Origin of the sequence: Bradyrhizobium sp. 26S5, from assembly GCF_036923295.1 — a bacterium.
GTDB classification, from domain to species: Bacteria; Pseudomonadota; Alphaproteobacteria; order Rhizobiales; family Xanthobacteraceae; genus Bradyrhizobium; species Bradyrhizobium septentrionale.
On record NZ_CP145948.1, the window covers coordinates 4,290,322 to 4,307,009 of the forward strand.

Here is a 16,688-nt window from a genome sequence, read left to right on the forward strand (position 1 = left end):
GGCTAACCGAATTCAAGCACATCCCCGAGCGGGATGCGGCCGGGGGCACGGTGGTACAGGTCGCGGTCGATGATCGCGCACAGCTTGAAGCTCGGCAGCACGAAATTGCCGCGCATCAGATTGCGGATTTCGAAATGGCCGTTGTCGCTGATCGTCTTCAGCGACGCGACCAGATGCGTGACAGTGCCGCCGTCCGAGAACGGCAGCAGCAGCCGTTCATAGGCCACGACGTGACCGTAGATGTCGTCGATGTCGGTGATGGTGTAGGCGGGGAGGCGGCGGGCGATGCATTCGTGGTAGACCGGCATCACGACCGGCGCGAGCCGCGGTCCGAGATAGTCGTCGAGCAGGCGGCCCTTGCCGCTGTGTCCGTAGGCGGTGGCCATCCGCGTGCCGTCGCTCTCGATCACAAGCTGCGGCGGTTGCGCCGCGGCGTCGACGCTGAGGAACACGGTGTCCGGCAGATCTTCCTCGATCCGCTCCGGCTGAAATTCATCCCTGCGCGGGATCGTCTGGCTGCGGGCATAAAGTCGCAGCCACGTGTTCAGGAAATCACGTTGCCGGATCGACTTGACGACCGAAGAATTGGCGCTCTCGAAATGCAAGGCTCTAGCCATTCTCAATGCAATGGCCGGAGCTTCGGCGACAGGCGGAAATATTCTATGAAAGTGACGGTCCGGAGGAAAACACCGTTAACGGCCGCTTTCCCGAGGCGCAAAGCGCGCCCAAATGCCATTCGACTAAGGATCAACCGGAACTGGTCGCGCCGATACCGCACCGCACAGCTTTCGACCTTGCGTAACCGCCGCAGATGACGGCATATTCCGGCCCGGAGGCGACGGGCTCCGGACGGTTTCCAAGACGGTCGGACAACCTGTCGAACACGAAAAAGGCTGGCCACGCGGGCGACGGGCTTCGCGGCGATGGTGTATGGGGGATTCTATTTGGCCGATGAGTTCATTCTCGAAACCAGCGGATTGACCAAGGAATTCGCGGGTTTCTTCGCCGTTCGCGACGTCGCATTGAAGGTGCGTCGCGGCAGTATTCACGCGTTGATCGGGCCGAACGGCGCCGGCAAGACGACCTGTTTCAATCTGCTGACCAAATTCCTGAAGCCGACGGGAGGGCAGATTCGCTACAAGGGCCAGGACATCACCGCGATGCCGCCGGCCGACGTGGCGCGGCTCGGGCTGGTCCGCTCGTTCCAGATCTCGGCGGTGTTTCCGCATCTGACCGCGCTCGAGAACGTTCGCGTGGCGCTGCAGCGCCAGCATGGGTCGTCGTTCGATTTCTGGCGCTCGAAAACCGTGCTCGACCGCTTCAATCCGCGCGCCCACGAGCTCTTGAACGACGTGGGCTTAAGCGAATTCGCCAACACGCCGGCGGTCGAGATGCCGTACGGCCGCAAACGCGCCCTTGAGATTGCAACGACGCTCGCGCTCGACCCCGAGATGATGCTGCTCGACGAGCCGATGGCCGGCATGGGTCACGAGGACATCGACAAGATCGCAGCGCTGATCAAGCGGATTTCCGCCAAGTACACCATCCTGATGGTCGAACATAACCTCTCGGTGGTGGCCAACCTCTCCGACATCATCACCGTGCTGACGCGCGGGCAGGTGCTGGCGGAGGGCAACTACGCCGACCTCTCCAAGGACGAGCGCGTGAAGGAAGCCTATCTGGGAGCGGGTCATGGCTGAGGCGAAACTGGCGGAGAAGCCCGTGGCTGCGGCCGGCGCCGAGGTACTGACGGTCAAGGATCTGCAGGCCTGGTACGGCGAATCCCACATCCTGCACGGCGTCAATTTCAACGTGAAGGCCGGCGAGGTGGTGACGCTGCTCGGCCGCAACGGCGCCGGCAAGACCACCACGCTGAAGTCGGTGATGGGGGTGATCGGCAAGCGTTCGGGGTCGATCCGCTTCGACAACAAGGAGATCATCCGCGCCACCTCCGACCGCATCGCGCGGCTCGGCATCGCATTCTGTCCCGAGGAGCGCGGCATCTTCGCCAGCCTCGATGTGAAGGAGAACCTGCTGCTGCCGCCGGTGGTGCGCCCGGGCGGTCTGCCGCTCGACCAGATCTTCACGCTGTTTCCGAACCTGAAGGAGCGTCTCACCAGCCAGGGCACCAAGCTCTCGGGCGGCGAGCAGCAGATGCTGGCGATCGCGCGCATCCTGCGCACCGGCGCGCGCTTCCTGATGCTCGACGAGCCGACCGAAGGGTTGGCACCGGTCATCATTCAGCAGATCGGTCACACCATTGCGCGCCTGAAATCGCAGGGATTCACCATCCTGCTGGTCGAACAGAATTTCCGTTTCGCCTCGACCGTTGCCGACCGCTACTACATCGTCGAGCACGGCAAGGTGATCGACGGCTTCGCGAATTCGGAGCTGTCGGCCAACATGGACAAGCTGCATACCTATCTCGGCGTTTGAAATCGCCAGAGCCAGAAAATTTAAAGACCGAGGAAATCCGACATGAAGAATACCATTTCAGCGCTCCTGCTCGGTACCGCGATGGTGCTGTCAGCTGCAAGCGTCGCCTCCGCTGACGACAAGACGGTCAAGATCGGCGTGCTGTCGGATCAGTCCGGCCTCTATGCCGACCTTGCCGGCCCCGGCTCGACGCTGGCGGCGCAGATGGCGATCGAGGATTCCGGCCTCAAGGCCAAGGGCTGGACCATCGACCTGATCTCCGGCGATCACCAGAACAAGCCCGATATCGGTACCACCATCGCCCGCCAGTGGTTCGACGTCGACAAGGTCGACACGGTCGTCGACGTGCCAAATTCCGGCGTCGCGCTCGCGGTCAACAACGTCGTGAAGGAGAAGAACGGCGTCTACATCAATTCGGGCGCCGCGACCTCCGACCTCACCAACGCGCAGTGCTCGCCGAACACAGTGCACTGGACCTACGACACCTACATGCTGGCGCACGCCACCGGCCAGGCGCTGGTGAAGGCGGGCGGGGACACCTGGTTCTTCCTGACCGCGGACTATGCATTCGGCGCCGCGCTCGAGCGCGACACCACCGCTGTCGTGACCGCCAATGGCGGCAAGGTGGTCGGCGGCGTCAAGCATCCGCTCAACACCGCTGATTTCTCCTCCTTCCTGCTGCAGGCGCAGGCCTCGAAGGCCAAGATCATCGGTCTTGCCAATGCCGGCGGCGACACCACCAACTCGATCAAGCAGGCCGCCGAGTTCGGCATCGTCAAGGGCGGCCAGAAGCTCGCCGCGCTGCTCTTGTTCCTCACCGACGTCAAGGCGATCGGGCTCGAGACTGCGCAGGGCCTCAACTTCACCGAGACGTTCTACTGGGACCTCAACGACAACACCCGCGCCTTCTCCAAGCGCTTCTCGGCGCGGATGAAGAGCGGCGCGCCCCCGACCATGGTGCAGGCCGGCGTCTATGCGGGCCTCATGCATTACTTCAAGGCGCTGGAAGCGCTCGGCGGCAATCCGCATGACGGCGCCAAGGTGGTCGCGAAGATGAAGACCATCCCGACCGACGATCCGCTGTTCGGCAAGGGCGAGGTCGAGGCCAACGGCCGTGTCACCCACGACGCCTATCTGTTCGAAGTGAAGAAGCCCTCGGAGTCCAAGGGTCCGTGGGACTTCTACAAGCTGGTCGGCACCGTGCCGGGCAACCAGGCTTTCACGCCGCTCGACAAGAGCACCTGCGCGCTTCTGAAGAAGTGACGGTCATGCCCGCCGGCCATGAGCGTGGCCGGCGGGCTTCATCTATCTAGCGAAAGCTCATTCGATGCAGGCTCTCTACGCACAGCTTCTGGTGGGACTGATCAACGGCTCGTTCTACGCGCTGCTCAGTCTGGGGCTCGCCGTCATCTTCGGCATGCTCAACATCATCAATTTCGCGCACGGCGCGCTCTACATGATGGGCGCCTTCGTGGCGTATTTCCTGCTCAACCTGGGCGGCATCAACTACTGGTGGGCGCTGATCATCGCGCCGGTCATTGTCGGCATCTTCGGCATGATCCTCGAGCGCACCATGCTGCAATGGCTGGCCGGCCTCGACCATCTCTACGGACTGCTCCTGACCTTCGGCATCGCGCTGATCGTGCAGGGCGTGTTCCAGAACTATTTCGGCTCCTCCGGTCTGCCGTATTCGATCCCGGATCAGCTCAAGGGCGGCGTCAATCTCGGCTTCATGTTCCTGCCGATCTATCGCGGCTGGGTCGTCATCTTCTCGCTGGTGGTGTGCCTTGCCACCTGGTTCCTGATCGAGAAGACGCAGCTCGGCGCCTATCTGCGCGCCGCCACTGAGAACCCGACGCTGGTGCGCGCCTTCGGCATCAACGTGCCGCGCATGATCACGCTGACCTACGGGCTCGGCGTCGGCCTCGCCGCGCTCGCCGGCGTGTTGTCGGCGCCGATCAACCAGGTCCGCCCGCTGATGGGGGCCGATCTCATCATCGTGGTGTTCGCGGTGGTCGTGATCGGCGGCATGGGCTCGATCATGGGCTCGATCATCACCGGCTTCGCGCTCGGCGTGATCGAGGGACTGACCAAGTATTTTTATCCCGAAGCCTCCAACACCGTGGTGTTTGTCCTGATGGTGGTGGTGTTGCTGGTGAAGCCAACGGGACTGACGGGACGGGCGGCCTGATATGTCAGCATTGACCGACGATACACTTCCGGTGACGCCGCGCGCGATGCGTGACGAGATGATCGTATTCGCCGTGATGGCGGCGCTGCTGGCCGTGGTGCCGTTCACCGGGATCTATCCCTTCTTCGTGATGCAGGCGCTGTGCTTTGCGCTGCTCGCCTGCGCCTTCAACCTGCTGATCGGCTATGGCGGCCTGCTGTCGTTCGGCCACGCGATGTTCCTCGGCACTGCCGGCTACGTTACCGCGCATGCGCTGAAGGTGTGGGGGCTGCCGCCCGAGCTCGGCATCGTGGTCGGCACCGCCGCCGCGGCGTTGCTCGGCCTCGTCACCGGCTTCATCTCGATCCGCCGCCAGGGCATCTACTTCTCGATGATCACGCTGGCGCTGTCGCAGCTGCTCTACTTCATCTATCTGCAGGCGCCGTTCACGCACGGCGAAGACGGCATCCAGGGCATCCCGCAGGGACGACTGTTCGGGATCTTCGACCTCTCGAAGCCGATGGTGCTTTACTACGTCGTGCTGGTCGGCTTCCTCGCCGGCTTCCTGCTGATCTACCGGACCATCAACTCGCCGTTCGGCGAGGTCTTGAAGGCGATCCGCGAGAACGAACCGCGCGCGATCTCGCTCGGCTACAAGACCGACCAGTACAAGATGCTCGCCTACATCCTGTCGGGCACGCTGGCGGGCTTCGCCGGCTCGCTGAAGGTGTTCGTGGCGCAGAACGCCTCGCTCACCGACGTGCACTGGTCGATGTCCGGTGAAATCGTGCTGATGACGCTGGTCGGCGGTCTCGGCACCATCTTCGGACCGGTGGTCGGCGCATTCGTGATCATCGCCATGCAGCAATATCTCGCCGGCTTCGGCCAGTGGGTGACGGTGATCCAGGGCGTGATCTTCGTCGCCTGCGTGCTGCTGTTCCGGCGCGGCCTGGTCGGCGAGCTGGCCCATATGCTCAGGCGGTCGCTGTAGGGCAGGGCGCGGCCCGCGATTTTCCGCTGACATAGCGGTGGACGACCGCCCGTTCGGGCGGTCGATCGGTGCTTTCCCCGCCAGATGCTCTATGACAGTTCTGTGACAGTCGCTAAAAGGGCTGTCCCGGAACGATGGAACTGAGACATGCTGCGCTGGTTTCGCGCCTTCCTGCCCAAGGAAGAGCGGTTTTTCGACCTGTTCGCCCGCCACGCCCAGACCTCCGTGCAGTGCTCATTGGCGCTGCAGGACATGCTGAAGGGCGGCGAGGAGACCCCGGTCTTCTGTCAGCGCGTCAATCAGTTCGAGAACGACGCCGATAGTGTCACCCGTGAGGTGCTGACCGCGGTTCGCCGCACCTTCATCACCCCGTTCGACCGCGGCGACATCAAGAACCTGATCACGGCGATGGACGACGCGGTCGACCAGATGCAGGCGACTGCAAAGGCGGTCATGCTGTTCGAGGTGCGCGAGTTCGAGCCGCCGATGCGCGAGATCGGCACCCTGATCGTCGAATGCGCCAATCTGGTCGTCCGCGCGCTGCCCTTGTTACAGGCGATCGGTCAGAACGTCTCGATGCTGACCCAGATCACCGAGGAACTGACCAAGCTAGAGGGCCGGGTCGACGATCTCCATGATATCGGGCTGAAGGAATTGTTCCTGAAGCACCGCAACGCCAACACGATGGACTTCATCGTCGGCGCGGAGATCTACGATCACCTCGAGAAGGTGGCCGACCGCTTCGACGACGTCGCCAACGAGATCAATTCGATCGTGATCGAGCAAGTATGAGCATGATCCGGAAAAGTGTGATGCGGTTTTCCGGCGCGACAAACGCGGAACGCGTTTGCGCGGAGATCATGCTCAAAAAAGCACAATAGAGCGGGGCCATCACGTGGACGCCACGCTGGGTCTTCCGGTTCTCACCATCCTGATCGCGGTCGCGCTGCTGTTCGACTTCCTGAACGGCCTGCACGATGCCGCGAACTCGATCGCAACCATCGTCTCGACCCGCGTGCTGCGGCCGCAATATGCGGTGTTCTGGGCGGCCTTCTTCAATTTCGTCGCCTTCGCAGTCTTCGGCCTGCACGTCGCCAACACCATCGGCACCGGGATCATCGACCCGTCGGTGGTGGACGCGACCGTGATCTTCGCCGCGCTGGTCGGCGCGATCGTCTGGAACGTGATCACTTGGGCGCTCGGCATCCCCTCGTCGAGCTCGCACGCGCTGATCGGCGGGCTGGTCGGCGCCGGCATGGCGAAGGCGGGCATTTCGGCTGCGGTGTGGAGCGGGCTCACCAAGACCTTGCTCGCGATCGTGCTGTCGCCGCTGGTCGGCTTCCTGCTGGCGCTGGTGCTGGTGGCCGTCGTGTCCTGGCTCTCGGTGCGCTCGACGCCGTTCGCGGTCGATCGCGCCTTTCGCATCCTGCAATTCGCCTCGGCCTCGCTCTATTCGCTCGGCCATGGCGGCAACGACGCGCAGAAGACCATGGGCATCATCGCCGTGCTGCTCTACTCGCAGGGCCATCTCGGCGACACCTTCGAAATTCCGTTCTGGGTCGTGCTGTCCTGCCAGAGCGCGATGGCGCTGGGCACCTTGATGGGCGGCTGGCGGATCGTGCGCACCATGGGGCTGCGGATCACCAAGCTGACGCCGATGCAGGGCTTTTGCGCTGAGACCGGCGGCGCCGCGACGCTGTTCATCGCGACCTATCTCGGGGTTCCCGTATCGACCACCCATACCATCACCGGCGCCATTGTCGGCGTCGGTGCGGCACGGCGGCTCTCCGCCGTGCGCTGGAATGTGGCGAGCTCGATCGTCTATGCCTGGGTGATCACAATCCCGGCGTCGGCTGCGGTCGCCGCCGCGACCTATTGGGCGGTGCAGATTCTGAAGTAGCGTTTTCGAGCGAAGTGGAAGCCGGTTCGCGTTAAGAAAACGCGTCCAGAAGAGATTCATCCGACGAGCTTCAGCCCGACGATGCCGGAAACGATCAGGGCGATGCTGGCGAGCCGCATCGCGGTCGCGGGTTCGCCGAGCAGGATGATGCCGAGCGCCGCGGTGCCGACCGCGCCGATCCCGGTCCAGACCGCATAGGCGGTTCCAATCGGCAGCGTCTTCAGCGCAATGCCAAGCAGGATCACGCTGCCGGCCATCGCCGCGAGCGTCAGCACCGAGGGCACCAGCCGCGAGAAACCCTCGGTATATTTCAGCCCGATCGCCCATCCGATCTCGAGCAGGCCAGCCGTGAACAGAATGGCCCAAGCCATCACGAACCCTCCAGAAAAGGCAGGGTCGTCCCCGCTGACGGTATGGTGAGGAGAAGGTCGTCCTTCTCGTACCTATATGGGGAAGGTGCGCCCGTCCGCATCGCGACAAAACGCCCTTGATTGCGCCCGTTTTCCCTGCCAAACGCTGCCTCGCCATGTCCGATACCGCTGCAACAACCGAATCGCCGTCCCGCTCGCCACTGTCAGAGGAAGTGGCGCGACGGCGCACCTTTGCGATCATTTCCCACCCGGACGCCGGCAAGACCACGCTGACGGAAAAGCTGCTGCTGTTCGGCGGCGCCATCAACCTCGCGGGCCAGGTCAAGGCCAAGGGCGAGCGCCGCAACACCCGTTCGGACTGGATGAAGATCGAGCGCGAGCGCGGCATCTCGGTCGTCACCTCGGTGATGACCTTCGAGTTCAACGACCTCGTGTTCAACCTCTTGGACACGCCGGGCCACGAGGACTTTTCGGAAGACACTTACCGGACGCTGACCGCGGTCGACTCCGCGGTCATGGTGATCGACGCCGCCAAGGGCATCGAGGCGCGGACGCGAAAGCTGTTCGAGGTGTGCCGCCTGCGCGACATCCCGATCATCACCTTCATCAACAAGATGGACCGCGAGAGCCGCGACACGTTCGACCTGCTCGACGAGATCGAGAAGACGCTGGCGCTCGACACCACGCCGATGACCTGGCCGGTCGGCCGCGGCCGCGACTTCCTCGGCACCTATGACGTCGTCAATGGCGGCGTGCGGCTGCTCGAGGGCGGCGGCGCCAAGACCGGCGCCACCGAGCAGATCGACATCGCCGATCTCGGCAAGCGCAACCCCAATCTCGACGTCTCCGAGGTCAGGGACGAGCTTGCGCTGGCCTCGGAAGCCTGCAAGCCGTTCGAGCTCGCGGCGTTCCGCGAGGGCCATCTGACGCCGGTCTATTTCGGCAGCGCGCTGCGCAATTTCGGCGTCGGCGACTTGCTCGAAGGCCTCGGCAAGTTCGCACCGGCGCCGCGCGCGCAGGATTCGGATCTGCGCAAGGTCGAGGCAGCCGAGCCGCGCATGAGCGCCTTCGTGTTCAAGATCCAGGCCAACATGGATCCGAACCACCGCGACCGCATCGCCTTCGCCCGGCTGTGCTCGGGCAAGCTGAGCCGCGGCATGAAGGCCAAGCTGGTGCGCACCGGCAAGAACATGAGCCTGTCGAGCCCGCAATTCTTCTTTGCCCAGGACCGCTCGGTGGCGGACGAGGCCTTTGCCGGCGACGTCGTCGGCATTCCCAACCACGGCACCTTGCGGATCGGCGATACCCTGACCGAGGGCGAGGATCTGACCTTCGTCGGCGTGCCGAGCTTTGCGCCGGAAATCGTCCGCCGTGTTCGCCTGACGGATGCGATGAAGGCGAAGAAGCTGAAGGAAGCCCTGCAGCAGATGTCGGAGGAGGGCGTCGTGCAGGTGTTCCGCCCGCGCGATGGCGCACCGGCGCTGGTCGGCGTGGTCGGCCCACTGCAGCTCGACGTGCTGAAGGCGCGGCTGGATGCGGAATATTCTCTGCCGGTCGAGTTCGAGATCTCTGAATTCTCGCTGGCGCGCTGGATTTCCTCCGACGACCGCAAGAAGCTCGATGCCTTCGTCGCCGCCAACAATTCCGGCATTGCCGACGACGTCGACGGCGATCCCGTGTTCATGGCCAAGAACGAGTTCTATCTCGGCTACACCCGCGAGCGCGCCGAGGGCATCACCTTCTCCAACGTCAAGGACGTGAAGAAGAAGGCGTAAGGCCCATTCCTCGGTGTCGTCCCCCGGCTTGACCGGGGGACCCAGTACGCCGCGGCCTCTCGATTGATCACAACCGTCTCTGGAATACTGGATCGCCCGGTCGAGCCGGGCGATGACAGTTGGGTTATGACGCGAAAAGCGCGAGGACGTGAAGAAGCGGGCGTAGTGTCGCCAAGCCTGCCGCTGTCGTCCCCCGGCTTGCCGCCTTCGCTAAAGCTTCGGCGTGCCTGGGATTCGTGGCCTCGTCGAAGCCTTGGCGTAGACGGGACCGGGGGACCCAGTACGCCGCGGCTTCTCAATGACACACCGCCGCCTCTGGAATACTGGATCGCCCGGTCAAGCCGGGCGATGACAACGAGTTTGCTGCTACCCGGAGCGGCGCTACCGAGCAAGCGCTCGGTTCGCGCCGTGTAGGCTATCGGCCAACGTTTCGACCAGGATGGCCTTCAGCCGCTCGGCGGCGGGCGACAATTCCCGGCCGGCATCATGCAACGCCAATCGGATCGTTGGGGCAGGCGGGAGGCCGGAGGATTCGTGCAGCACCGTCAGGGAGCGAGGCAAACCGACGACCGTGCGCAGGGTAATGCCAAGGCCCGCATCGACGGCGGCCCATAGCCCGTGCAGGCTGGTGCTTGTGAACGATGTGTGCCAGGCGATGCCGGCCTTGTCCAAGGCATCGATGCTCGCCTGACGGAAGAAGCAGGGAGGGCTGTACACCACCAGCGATATCGGCTCGCTCGTCTTGATCACAGACTCTTTCGATACGGGGCCAATCCACGTCATCGGCAGCTCGGCCAATTGATGCGCATCGGCACGTGGACCGCCGCCAAATGCGATCGCAAGATCAAGCTGTCCCTTATCCAGCCGCTCGAGCAGCAGCGCGTTGCGCTCGACGACGACCTCGATCAAGACAGCAGGATGGGCGCGCTTGAAGTGCCCCAACACTTTCGGCAACCACGTCTCGGCGAGGTCGCTCGGCAAGCCAAACCGGACGGTCCCCGCGATCGCGATTCCCCGCACCGCGGCGATCGCCTCGTCGTTGAGATCGAGGATGCGACGGGCATAGCGCAGGATCACGTCGCCGGCTTCGGTGGGGACCAACCCTCGTCCTTCCTTGCGGAACAAGGCCTCGCCAACCTGCTCCTCCAGTTTCCGGACTTGCTGGCTGACCGCTGACTGAGACCGGCCGACCTGGTCGGCAGCGCGGTTGAAGCCACCCAGGTCCTGGGCAGCCACCAAAGTCCGAAGGATGTCCATGTCGAGGTTGCGCATAGTTCAGTTAAGCGAAATTGTTGGATAAGAAATATTGGTTTTTCTTATCATATGTCCCGAGCTATTTCCAGTGGCAACGCCACAACTGGAAATCGCGCCATGGATGACCTTTCTCAGCTGACCGCAACGGACGCCACTCGCCGCATTCAAAGTGGCAGGTTGAAGCCGGCCGACCTTCTCGAAGCGTGCCTCGCGCGTATCGCCGATCGCGACCCGGCGGTCCGGGCGCTGGCCTTCCATGATCCGGATCAGGCGCGAAGTGCCCACGCAAATCCAGGGCCGCTCCATGGCATCCCGATCGGGGTAAAGGATGTCATCGATACGCACGACATGCCCACAGAGCATGGTTCTCCGATCTGGAAGGCGTGGCGTCCGAAAGCCGATGCGGCCGCCGTCACTTGGGTACGCGCCGCCGGGGCCGTGGTGATCGGCAAGACGGTCACCGCGGAGTTCGCCATCCGCACGCCTGGTCCAACGGTTCACCCGCTGACGCTCGGGCACACCCCAGGTGGATCGAGCAGCGGCTCGGTGGCGGGTGTTGCGGACTACTTCTTCCCGCTTGCGTATGGGACGCAGGCGATGGGCAGTCTGATCAAGCCGGCCGCCTATTGTGGCGTGGTGGGTTACAAGCCGAGCTTCGGAGTGATCAATCGCGGCGGTGTGAAGCTGGTCGCCGAGACCGTTGACACGGTTGGCGTTGTCGCCAGATGCGTCGCTGATTGCGCGCTCTTGGTCGGGACCGTCAGCGGCCTGCCGCTCGGCGATCCTGATCGGAAGCCTGAACGCGCGCCTCGCATCGGAATATGCAGATCGCCCAGCTGGGACAAGGCGCTGCCCGAGACCCGCAAGCTTCTTGCTGACGTAGCGACGGCGTTATCGCGCGCGGGTGCCGCGGTCGTCGATCGCGAGCTGCCGTCAGCTTTCGATGTATTTCACACTGCATTCCCCAAGGTGCTCAATCGCGAGGCCGCTCAAGGGCTCGGCTGGGAGCTGGCGCATGCACGAGACCAGATCAGTTCGCCTCTCCGGCAGCAACTCGACGCAGGATTGGCCATTTCCCACGCCGACTATCTCGAAGCGGCGGAGACACTTTCGCAGCTGCGCCGCCGGTTTCCGGCGACGATCGAGGATCTTGATATTCTGGTCACGCCCGCCGCTACCGGCCAGGCTCCCGAGGGCCTCGCTTCGACCGGGGACTCGTCCTTTAATTCGCTTTGGACTGCCTTGCATGGCCCGGCCATCACCGTTCCAGCCGGAACCGGCCCCGAGGGGCTGCCGCTTGGAATTCAGGTCGTTGCCCGACCCGGTGCCGATCGAGAAGCGCTCGCCTGGGCGCAATGGGTCGCTGCCGCTCTGGCCTGATGAACACTGCGCAGCCGCTGACCCTAGCCATCGAAAGATTTTCCAATAGGACTAGCCATGAACAGAATCCTGTACACGATGATCCGCGTCGGTGACCTCGAACGAAGCATTTCGTTCTACAAGCAGCTCGGCATGACGGAGCTCCGGCGCCGCGATGTTCCGGAAGGGCGATATACGCTTGCGTTTCTCGGCTACGGCGAGGCGGCCGGTTCGGGACTCGAGCTGACATACAATTACGGCATCGAGACTTATGAACACGGCAACGCGTTCGGCCAATTGGTCATCGAGGTCCCGGACATCTACGACCTCTGCGGCAGCCTTCGCGCGGCCGGAGTCAAGATCAGACGGGATCCCGGCCCGGTCAAATTTGGCACGTCGATCATCGCCTTCGTCGAAGATCCGGATGGCTACAAGGTCGAGCTCATTCAACACGCGCGAGCCGCGTCAGCCTAGCATCGCAGCATGAAACACGCGCGGGGACGTGAACGCGGCAAGGCTTGAACCTGCCCGCCGCGTTTCACATCTTGGTTGGACCGCCTTCCAGGGCTCGTCCATGCTCCGACGCATCGCCATCTACCTCGTTCTTGCCGTGCTGGCCATCAGCCTTGTGGGCGTGGCCGGCGCGCAGGAAAGGCAACAGACGAACCCGGTGCCGTTCGCGCACACGCCCTGCAGCGTGCTCGACGGCGGGCCCTGCACGCCGTCTTATTGCAGCGTGTTCAACCATGGGCCGTGCCTTCCAGAGATGGATTATCCGTACGGCGAAAATCTTCAGCTCACGATCCTGACCGTGCCGCCCGAGGGGCAAGCCCAGAAGTACCACAAACCGGACCATGATCTCGATACCATCGGCGATCTCTTCGCGGCGCTGCGTTCCTGCTGGGCGCCGCCGCCACCCGACGATGCGCGCGAGGGCATGCAGATGTCGGTGCGCTTCAGCTTCAAGCGGACGGGCGAGATGATCGGCGCGCCGCGCCTGACATTCGCGACGCGAGGCGTCCCGGCGGACACCCGCACGACCTACCTCAATGCGATCAACGCCTCGCTCGGCGCCTGTCTGCCGCTGAAATTCACCGGCGGGCTCGGCGGCGCGCTGGCCGGCCGCCCGATCATGATCCGCTATGTCGACAACCGCGAGTTCGCCAAGCCGGCCGGCAACCCCTGATCCGCCGCCCGGCGTGATGCATTGCCTACCGCCCGGCGAGGATGTTACGCGAGGACATCAATCGATCAGGGAGGAACATCGTGGGACTGCTCGTCATGATCCTGGGTCTCGTGCTGTTCCTCGGCATCCATGTGCTGACCAGCCTGCGCGACCTGCGTGCCGGCCTGATCAAAACGATGGGCGAGGGCGTCTACAAGATCGCTTATTCGCTCGCCGCCGCGGCAGGGCTGTTCCTGATCGTCTGGGGCTTCGGCCATTATCGCGCGACCGGATGGATCGACGTCTGGACGCCGCCGACCGCTTTCAAGCACATCGCGGTGGCGCTGATGCTGCCCGCCGTCATCCTGGTCGTCGCCTCCTATATCCGCGGCCGCATCTATACCACGCTGAAGCACCCAATGCTGGCGGGCGTGAAGCTGTGGGCGTTTGCGCATCTGCTCGCCAATGGCGACCTCGGCTCGATCATCCTGTTCGGCTCGATTCTCGGCTGGGCGGTCTATGACCGCATCTCGCTGAAGCGCCGCACGGATGCCGGCGCGCCGCCGATCCCGGTGGGCGGCCCAACCAACGACCTGATCGCGATCGCGGTCGGTGTCATCGCTTATCTGGCGCTTGCGTTTGCGTTCCACCCGGTCGTGATCGGCGTGCCTGTCATGGGAGCCTGAGAATGTCTGTTCAATCCGCCATCAAGCGCAAGACCGCGCCAGATCTGCGCGCCCGCAAGAACGGCGAGCCGATCGTGATGCTGACGTCCTACCACGCGCACACCGCAGCATTGGTCGACCGTCATTGCGACGCGATCCTGGTCGGCGATTCCCTCGGCAACGTCATGCACGGCTTCGAGACCACGGTGCCGGTCACGCTCGACATGATGATCCTGCAGGGCCGCGCCGTGATGCGCGGCTCGCAGGCGGCCCTCGTCGTGGTCGACATGCCGTTCGGCTCGTACGAAGGCTCCAAGGAGCAGGCGTTTCAATCGGCGGTGCGGATCATGAAGGAAACGCTGTGCGGCGCGGTCAAGCTCGAGGGCGGCGCGCGGATGGCGGAAACCGTTGCGTTCCTTTCCGAGCGCGGCATTCCCGTGATGGGCCATATCGGCCTGACGCCGCAGTCGATCAACACGCTTGGCTCGTTCCGCGCCCAGGGCCGCGAGGAGACCAACTGGGCGCCGATCGAAAACGACGCTCACGCGATCGCGCAAGCCGGCGCGTTCTCGATCGTGGTCGAGGCGGTCGCCGAGCCCTTGGCGCGCAAGATCACGCAATCGATCGCGGTGCCGACGATTGGCATCGGCGCCAGTGCTGCCTGTGATGGCCAGGTGCTGGTGCTGGAGGACATGCTCGGCCTGTCGCCGCGCGCGCCGAAATTCGTGCGCCGCTACGGCAATCTCGGACCGATGATCGAGGAAGCGATCGCGGGCTATGCGCGCGACGTCAAGAGCCGCGCCTTCCCCGGGCCGGAGCACGTCTACGGCATGAAGAAGAGCTGACGAGAGCGCGCATGGACTGGTCGCAACACGCACTGCCGCCGATGCGGCTCGAGCCGCGCTTCGGTGACCGCGTCGTGCCGGCGTTCCCGGAACGGCCGGGCAGCCTGTGGGCGATGGTCACTGAGGCCGTCGCGCAGAACGGCGACGGCGAGGCGCTGGTCTGCGGCGATCAACGCCTGAGTTGGCGCGAGGTGGCCGAGCAATCGGCGAAGGTTGCGGCGGGCTTTGCCGCGCTTGGTCTTGCGCCCGGCGACCGCGTCGCGATCCTGCTCGGCAACCGCATCGAGTTCGTGCTGACGACGTTCGCCGCCGCCCATGCCGGGCTGGTCACGGTGCTGCTCTCGACCCGCCAGCAGAAGCCCGAGATCGCCTATGTGCTGAACGATTGCGGCGCGACGCTTCTGGTCCATGAGGCATCGCTTGCCGATCGCATCCCGGACGCTGCCGATATTCCAGGCCTCAAGCATCGCATCTCGGTCAGCGACGACGGCTCGTCGCAATTTGCAGGTCTGCGCGACAATGCGCCGGCCAAGGCGCCAGCGGAGGTGAGCGAAGAGGACACCGCGATGATCCTCTACACCTCGGGCACCACCGGCCGGCCGAAGGGCGCGATGCTCGCCCATTGCAACATCATCCATTCCTCACAGGTGTTCGCGTCCTGCCTGAAGTTGACCAGGGACGATCGCTCGATCGCCGCGGTGCCGCTCGCGCATGTCACCGGCGCGGTCGCCAACGTCACCACCATGGCGCGCTGCGCCGGTGCGCTGATCATCATGCCGGAGTTCAAGGCGGCGGAGTATCTCAAGGTCGCCGCCCGCGAGCGGGTCACCTACACGGTGATGGTGCCGGCGATGTACAATCTCTGCCTGATGCAGCCGGATTTCGACAGCTACGACCTGTCGAGCTGGCGGATCGGCGGCTTCGGCGGCGCGCCGATGCCGGTTGCCACCATCGAGAAGCTCGACGCAAAAATTCCCGGGCTGAAGCTCGCCAATTGCTACGGTGCGACCGAGACCACGTCGCCCTCGACCTTGATGCCGGGCGAACTGACCGCGACCCATATCGACAGCGTCGGCCTGCCGTGTCCCGGCGCCGAGATCATCGTGATGGGGCCTGACGGCCGCGAGGTGCCGCGCGGCGAAATCGGCGAGCTCTGGATCCGCAGCGCCTCGGTCATCAAGGGCTACTGGAACAATCCGAAGGCGACCGCGGAGAGTTTCACCGCCGGCTTCTGGCATTCCGGCGATCTCGGCTCGGTCGACGCGGCTAACTTCGTCCGCGTGTTCGACCGCCAGAAGGACATGATCAACCGCGGCGGCCTGAAGATCTATTCCGCCGAGGTCGAGTCGGTGCTTTCAGGCCATCCCGCCGTGGTCGAGAGCGCGATCATCGCAAAGCCCTGCCCGGTGCTCGGCGAGCGCGTCCACGCCGTGATCGTGACCCGTACCGACGTCAACGTGGAGAGCCTGCGCGCCTGGTGTGCCGAGCGTCTGTCGGACTACAAGGTGCCGGAGACGATGGCACTCACCGCCGAGCCGCTGCCCCGCAATGCCAATGGCAAGGTCATCAAGCGCCAGCTGCGCGAGGGCCTGGCGGGGGCGTGAGCCCGGGGCCGGACAAACTTCCCCGGTTAACGCTTTGATCCGCCTCGCTTTGCCTTGCCTCCGCCACACCGTTAGGGTAACGCCGCCGCGATGTGGGGATCGGGTGCGGGCATGGCCCCACCGAGATTCGCGGTCCCGAGGGGATGGGATAGC

The 16,688-nt window shown here is 64.1% G+C and carries 17 protein-coding genes; 14 read left to right on the forward strand and 3 right to left on the reverse strand.

Annotation, left to right across the window (positions count from 1 at the left end):
* Positions 1 to 2: 2 nt before the first annotated feature.
* Positions 3 to 617, reverse strand: a complete 615-nt coding sequence (locus V5279_RS19625; protein WP_338700125.1) for a PAS domain-containing protein — start codon at positions 615 to 617, stop codon at positions 3 to 5.
* Positions 618 to 944: 327 nt separating this feature from the next.
* On the opposite strand from V5279_RS19625, the gene V5279_RS19630 reads away from it, so the two are divergent.
* The 7 genes from V5279_RS19630 to V5279_RS19660 all read left to right on the forward strand — a co-directional run bounded on the left by V5279_RS19630 (position 945) and on the right by V5279_RS19660 (position 7,497).
* A complete protein-coding gene (locus tag V5279_RS19630) occupies positions 945 to 1,700 on the forward strand; it encodes an ABC transporter ATP-binding protein (protein ID WP_024581422.1) in 756 nt (251 codons plus the stop codon).
* Positions 1,693 to 2,436 (forward strand): ABC transporter ATP-binding protein, encoded by a 744-nt coding sequence (locus V5279_RS19635; RefSeq protein WP_166296337.1) that lies wholly within the window; start codon positions 1,693 to 1,695, stop codon positions 2,434 to 2,436. Before V5279_RS19630 ends, V5279_RS19635 begins: the two co-directional genes overlap by 8 nt.
* A gap of 42 nt (positions 2,437 to 2,478) precedes the next feature.
* The gene (locus V5279_RS19640; protein WP_166296334.1) at positions 2,479 to 3,699 is read left to right on the forward strand and encodes an ABC transporter substrate-binding protein; all 1,221 of its coding nucleotides are present in this window, start codon (positions 2,479 to 2,481) and stop codon (positions 3,697 to 3,699) included.
* Positions 3,700 to 3,763: 64 nt separating this feature from the next.
* Positions 3,764 to 4,627, forward strand: coding sequence for a branched-chain amino acid ABC transporter permease (locus V5279_RS19645; RefSeq protein WP_029083566.1), 864 nt, complete (start codon positions 3,764 to 3,766; stop codon positions 4,625 to 4,627).
* 1 nt (position 4,628) lies between these two features.
* Complete coding sequence (locus V5279_RS19650; RefSeq protein ID WP_166296331.1) at positions 4,629 to 5,597, forward strand: branched-chain amino acid ABC transporter permease; 969 nt, start codon at positions 4,629 to 4,631, stop codon at positions 5,595 to 5,597.
* A gap of 147 nt (positions 5,598 to 5,744) precedes the next feature.
* Positions 5,745 to 6,389: a DUF47 domain-containing protein gene (locus tag V5279_RS19655; protein ID WP_338700132.1), complete on the forward strand. Its 645-nt coding sequence runs from the start codon at positions 5,745 to 5,747 to the stop codon at positions 6,387 to 6,389.
* A gap of 103 nt (positions 6,390 to 6,492) precedes the next feature.
* The gene (locus tag V5279_RS19660; protein WP_166296325.1) at positions 6,493 to 7,497 is read left to right on the forward strand and encodes an inorganic phosphate transporter; all 1,005 of its coding nucleotides are present in this window, start codon (positions 6,493 to 6,495) and stop codon (positions 7,495 to 7,497) included.
* Positions 7,498 to 7,553: 56 nt separating this feature from the next.
* Here V5279_RS19660 and sugE read toward each other — a convergent pair whose 3' ends face one another.
* Complete coding sequence (sugE, locus tag V5279_RS19665) at positions 7,554 to 7,868, reverse strand: quaternary ammonium compound efflux SMR transporter SugE (RefSeq protein ID WP_029083562.1); 315 nt, start codon at positions 7,866 to 7,868, stop codon at positions 7,554 to 7,556.
* A 155-nt stretch (positions 7,869 to 8,023) separates the two neighbouring features.
* On the opposite strand from sugE, the gene V5279_RS19670 reads away from it, so the two are divergent.
* The gene (locus V5279_RS19670) at positions 8,024 to 9,643 is read left to right on the forward strand and encodes a peptide chain release factor 3 (protein WP_338700140.1); all 1,620 of its coding nucleotides are present in this window, start codon (positions 8,024 to 8,026) and stop codon (positions 9,641 to 9,643) included.
* Positions 9,644 to 10,024: 381 nt separating this feature from the next.
* On the opposite strand, the gene V5279_RS19675 is transcribed toward V5279_RS19670, so the two are convergent.
* The gene (locus tag V5279_RS19675; protein WP_210297479.1) at positions 10,025 to 10,915 is read right to left on the reverse strand and encodes a LysR substrate-binding domain-containing protein; all 891 of its coding nucleotides are present in this window, start codon (positions 10,913 to 10,915) and stop codon (positions 10,025 to 10,027) included.
* Between the two features lie 99 nt (positions 10,916 to 11,014).
* Between V5279_RS19675 and V5279_RS19680 the strand changes: the two genes are divergently transcribed.
* The 6 genes from V5279_RS19680 (at position 11,015) to V5279_RS19705 (ending at position 16,535) form a co-directional block, all read left to right on the forward strand.
* Positions 11,015 to 12,277 carry an amidase gene (locus tag V5279_RS19680; protein ID WP_338700143.1) on the forward strand — a complete coding sequence of 421 codons (1,263 nt, stop codon included), beginning with the start codon at positions 11,015 to 11,017 and terminating at the stop codon, positions 12,275 to 12,277.
* A gap of 57 nt (positions 12,278 to 12,334) precedes the next feature.
* The gene (gene gloA / locus V5279_RS19685) at positions 12,335 to 12,730 is read left to right on the forward strand and encodes a lactoylglutathione lyase (protein WP_166296313.1); all 396 of its coding nucleotides are present in this window, start codon (positions 12,335 to 12,337) and stop codon (positions 12,728 to 12,730) included.
* A 100-nt stretch (positions 12,731 to 12,830) separates the two neighbouring features.
* Positions 12,831 to 13,442 (forward strand): hypothetical protein, encoded by a 612-nt coding sequence (locus V5279_RS19690; protein WP_338701294.1) that lies wholly within the window; start codon positions 12,831 to 12,833, stop codon positions 13,440 to 13,442.
* An 80-nt stretch (positions 13,443 to 13,522) separates the two neighbouring features.
* Positions 13,523 to 14,107, forward strand: coding sequence for an NnrU family protein (locus tag V5279_RS19695; RefSeq protein ID WP_338700145.1), 585 nt, complete (start codon positions 13,523 to 13,525; stop codon positions 14,105 to 14,107).
* A gap of 2 nt (positions 14,108 to 14,109) precedes the next feature.
* Positions 14,110 to 14,931, forward strand: coding sequence for a 3-methyl-2-oxobutanoate hydroxymethyltransferase (gene panB, locus V5279_RS19700; protein WP_166296306.1), 822 nt, complete (start codon positions 14,110 to 14,112; stop codon positions 14,929 to 14,931).
* Positions 14,932 to 14,942: 11 nt separating this feature from the next.
* Positions 14,943 to 16,535: a class I adenylate-forming enzyme family protein gene (locus tag V5279_RS19705; protein WP_338700149.1), complete on the forward strand. Its 1,593-nt coding sequence runs from the start codon at positions 14,943 to 14,945 to the stop codon at positions 16,533 to 16,535.
* Positions 16,536 to 16,688 lie beyond the last annotated feature (153 nt).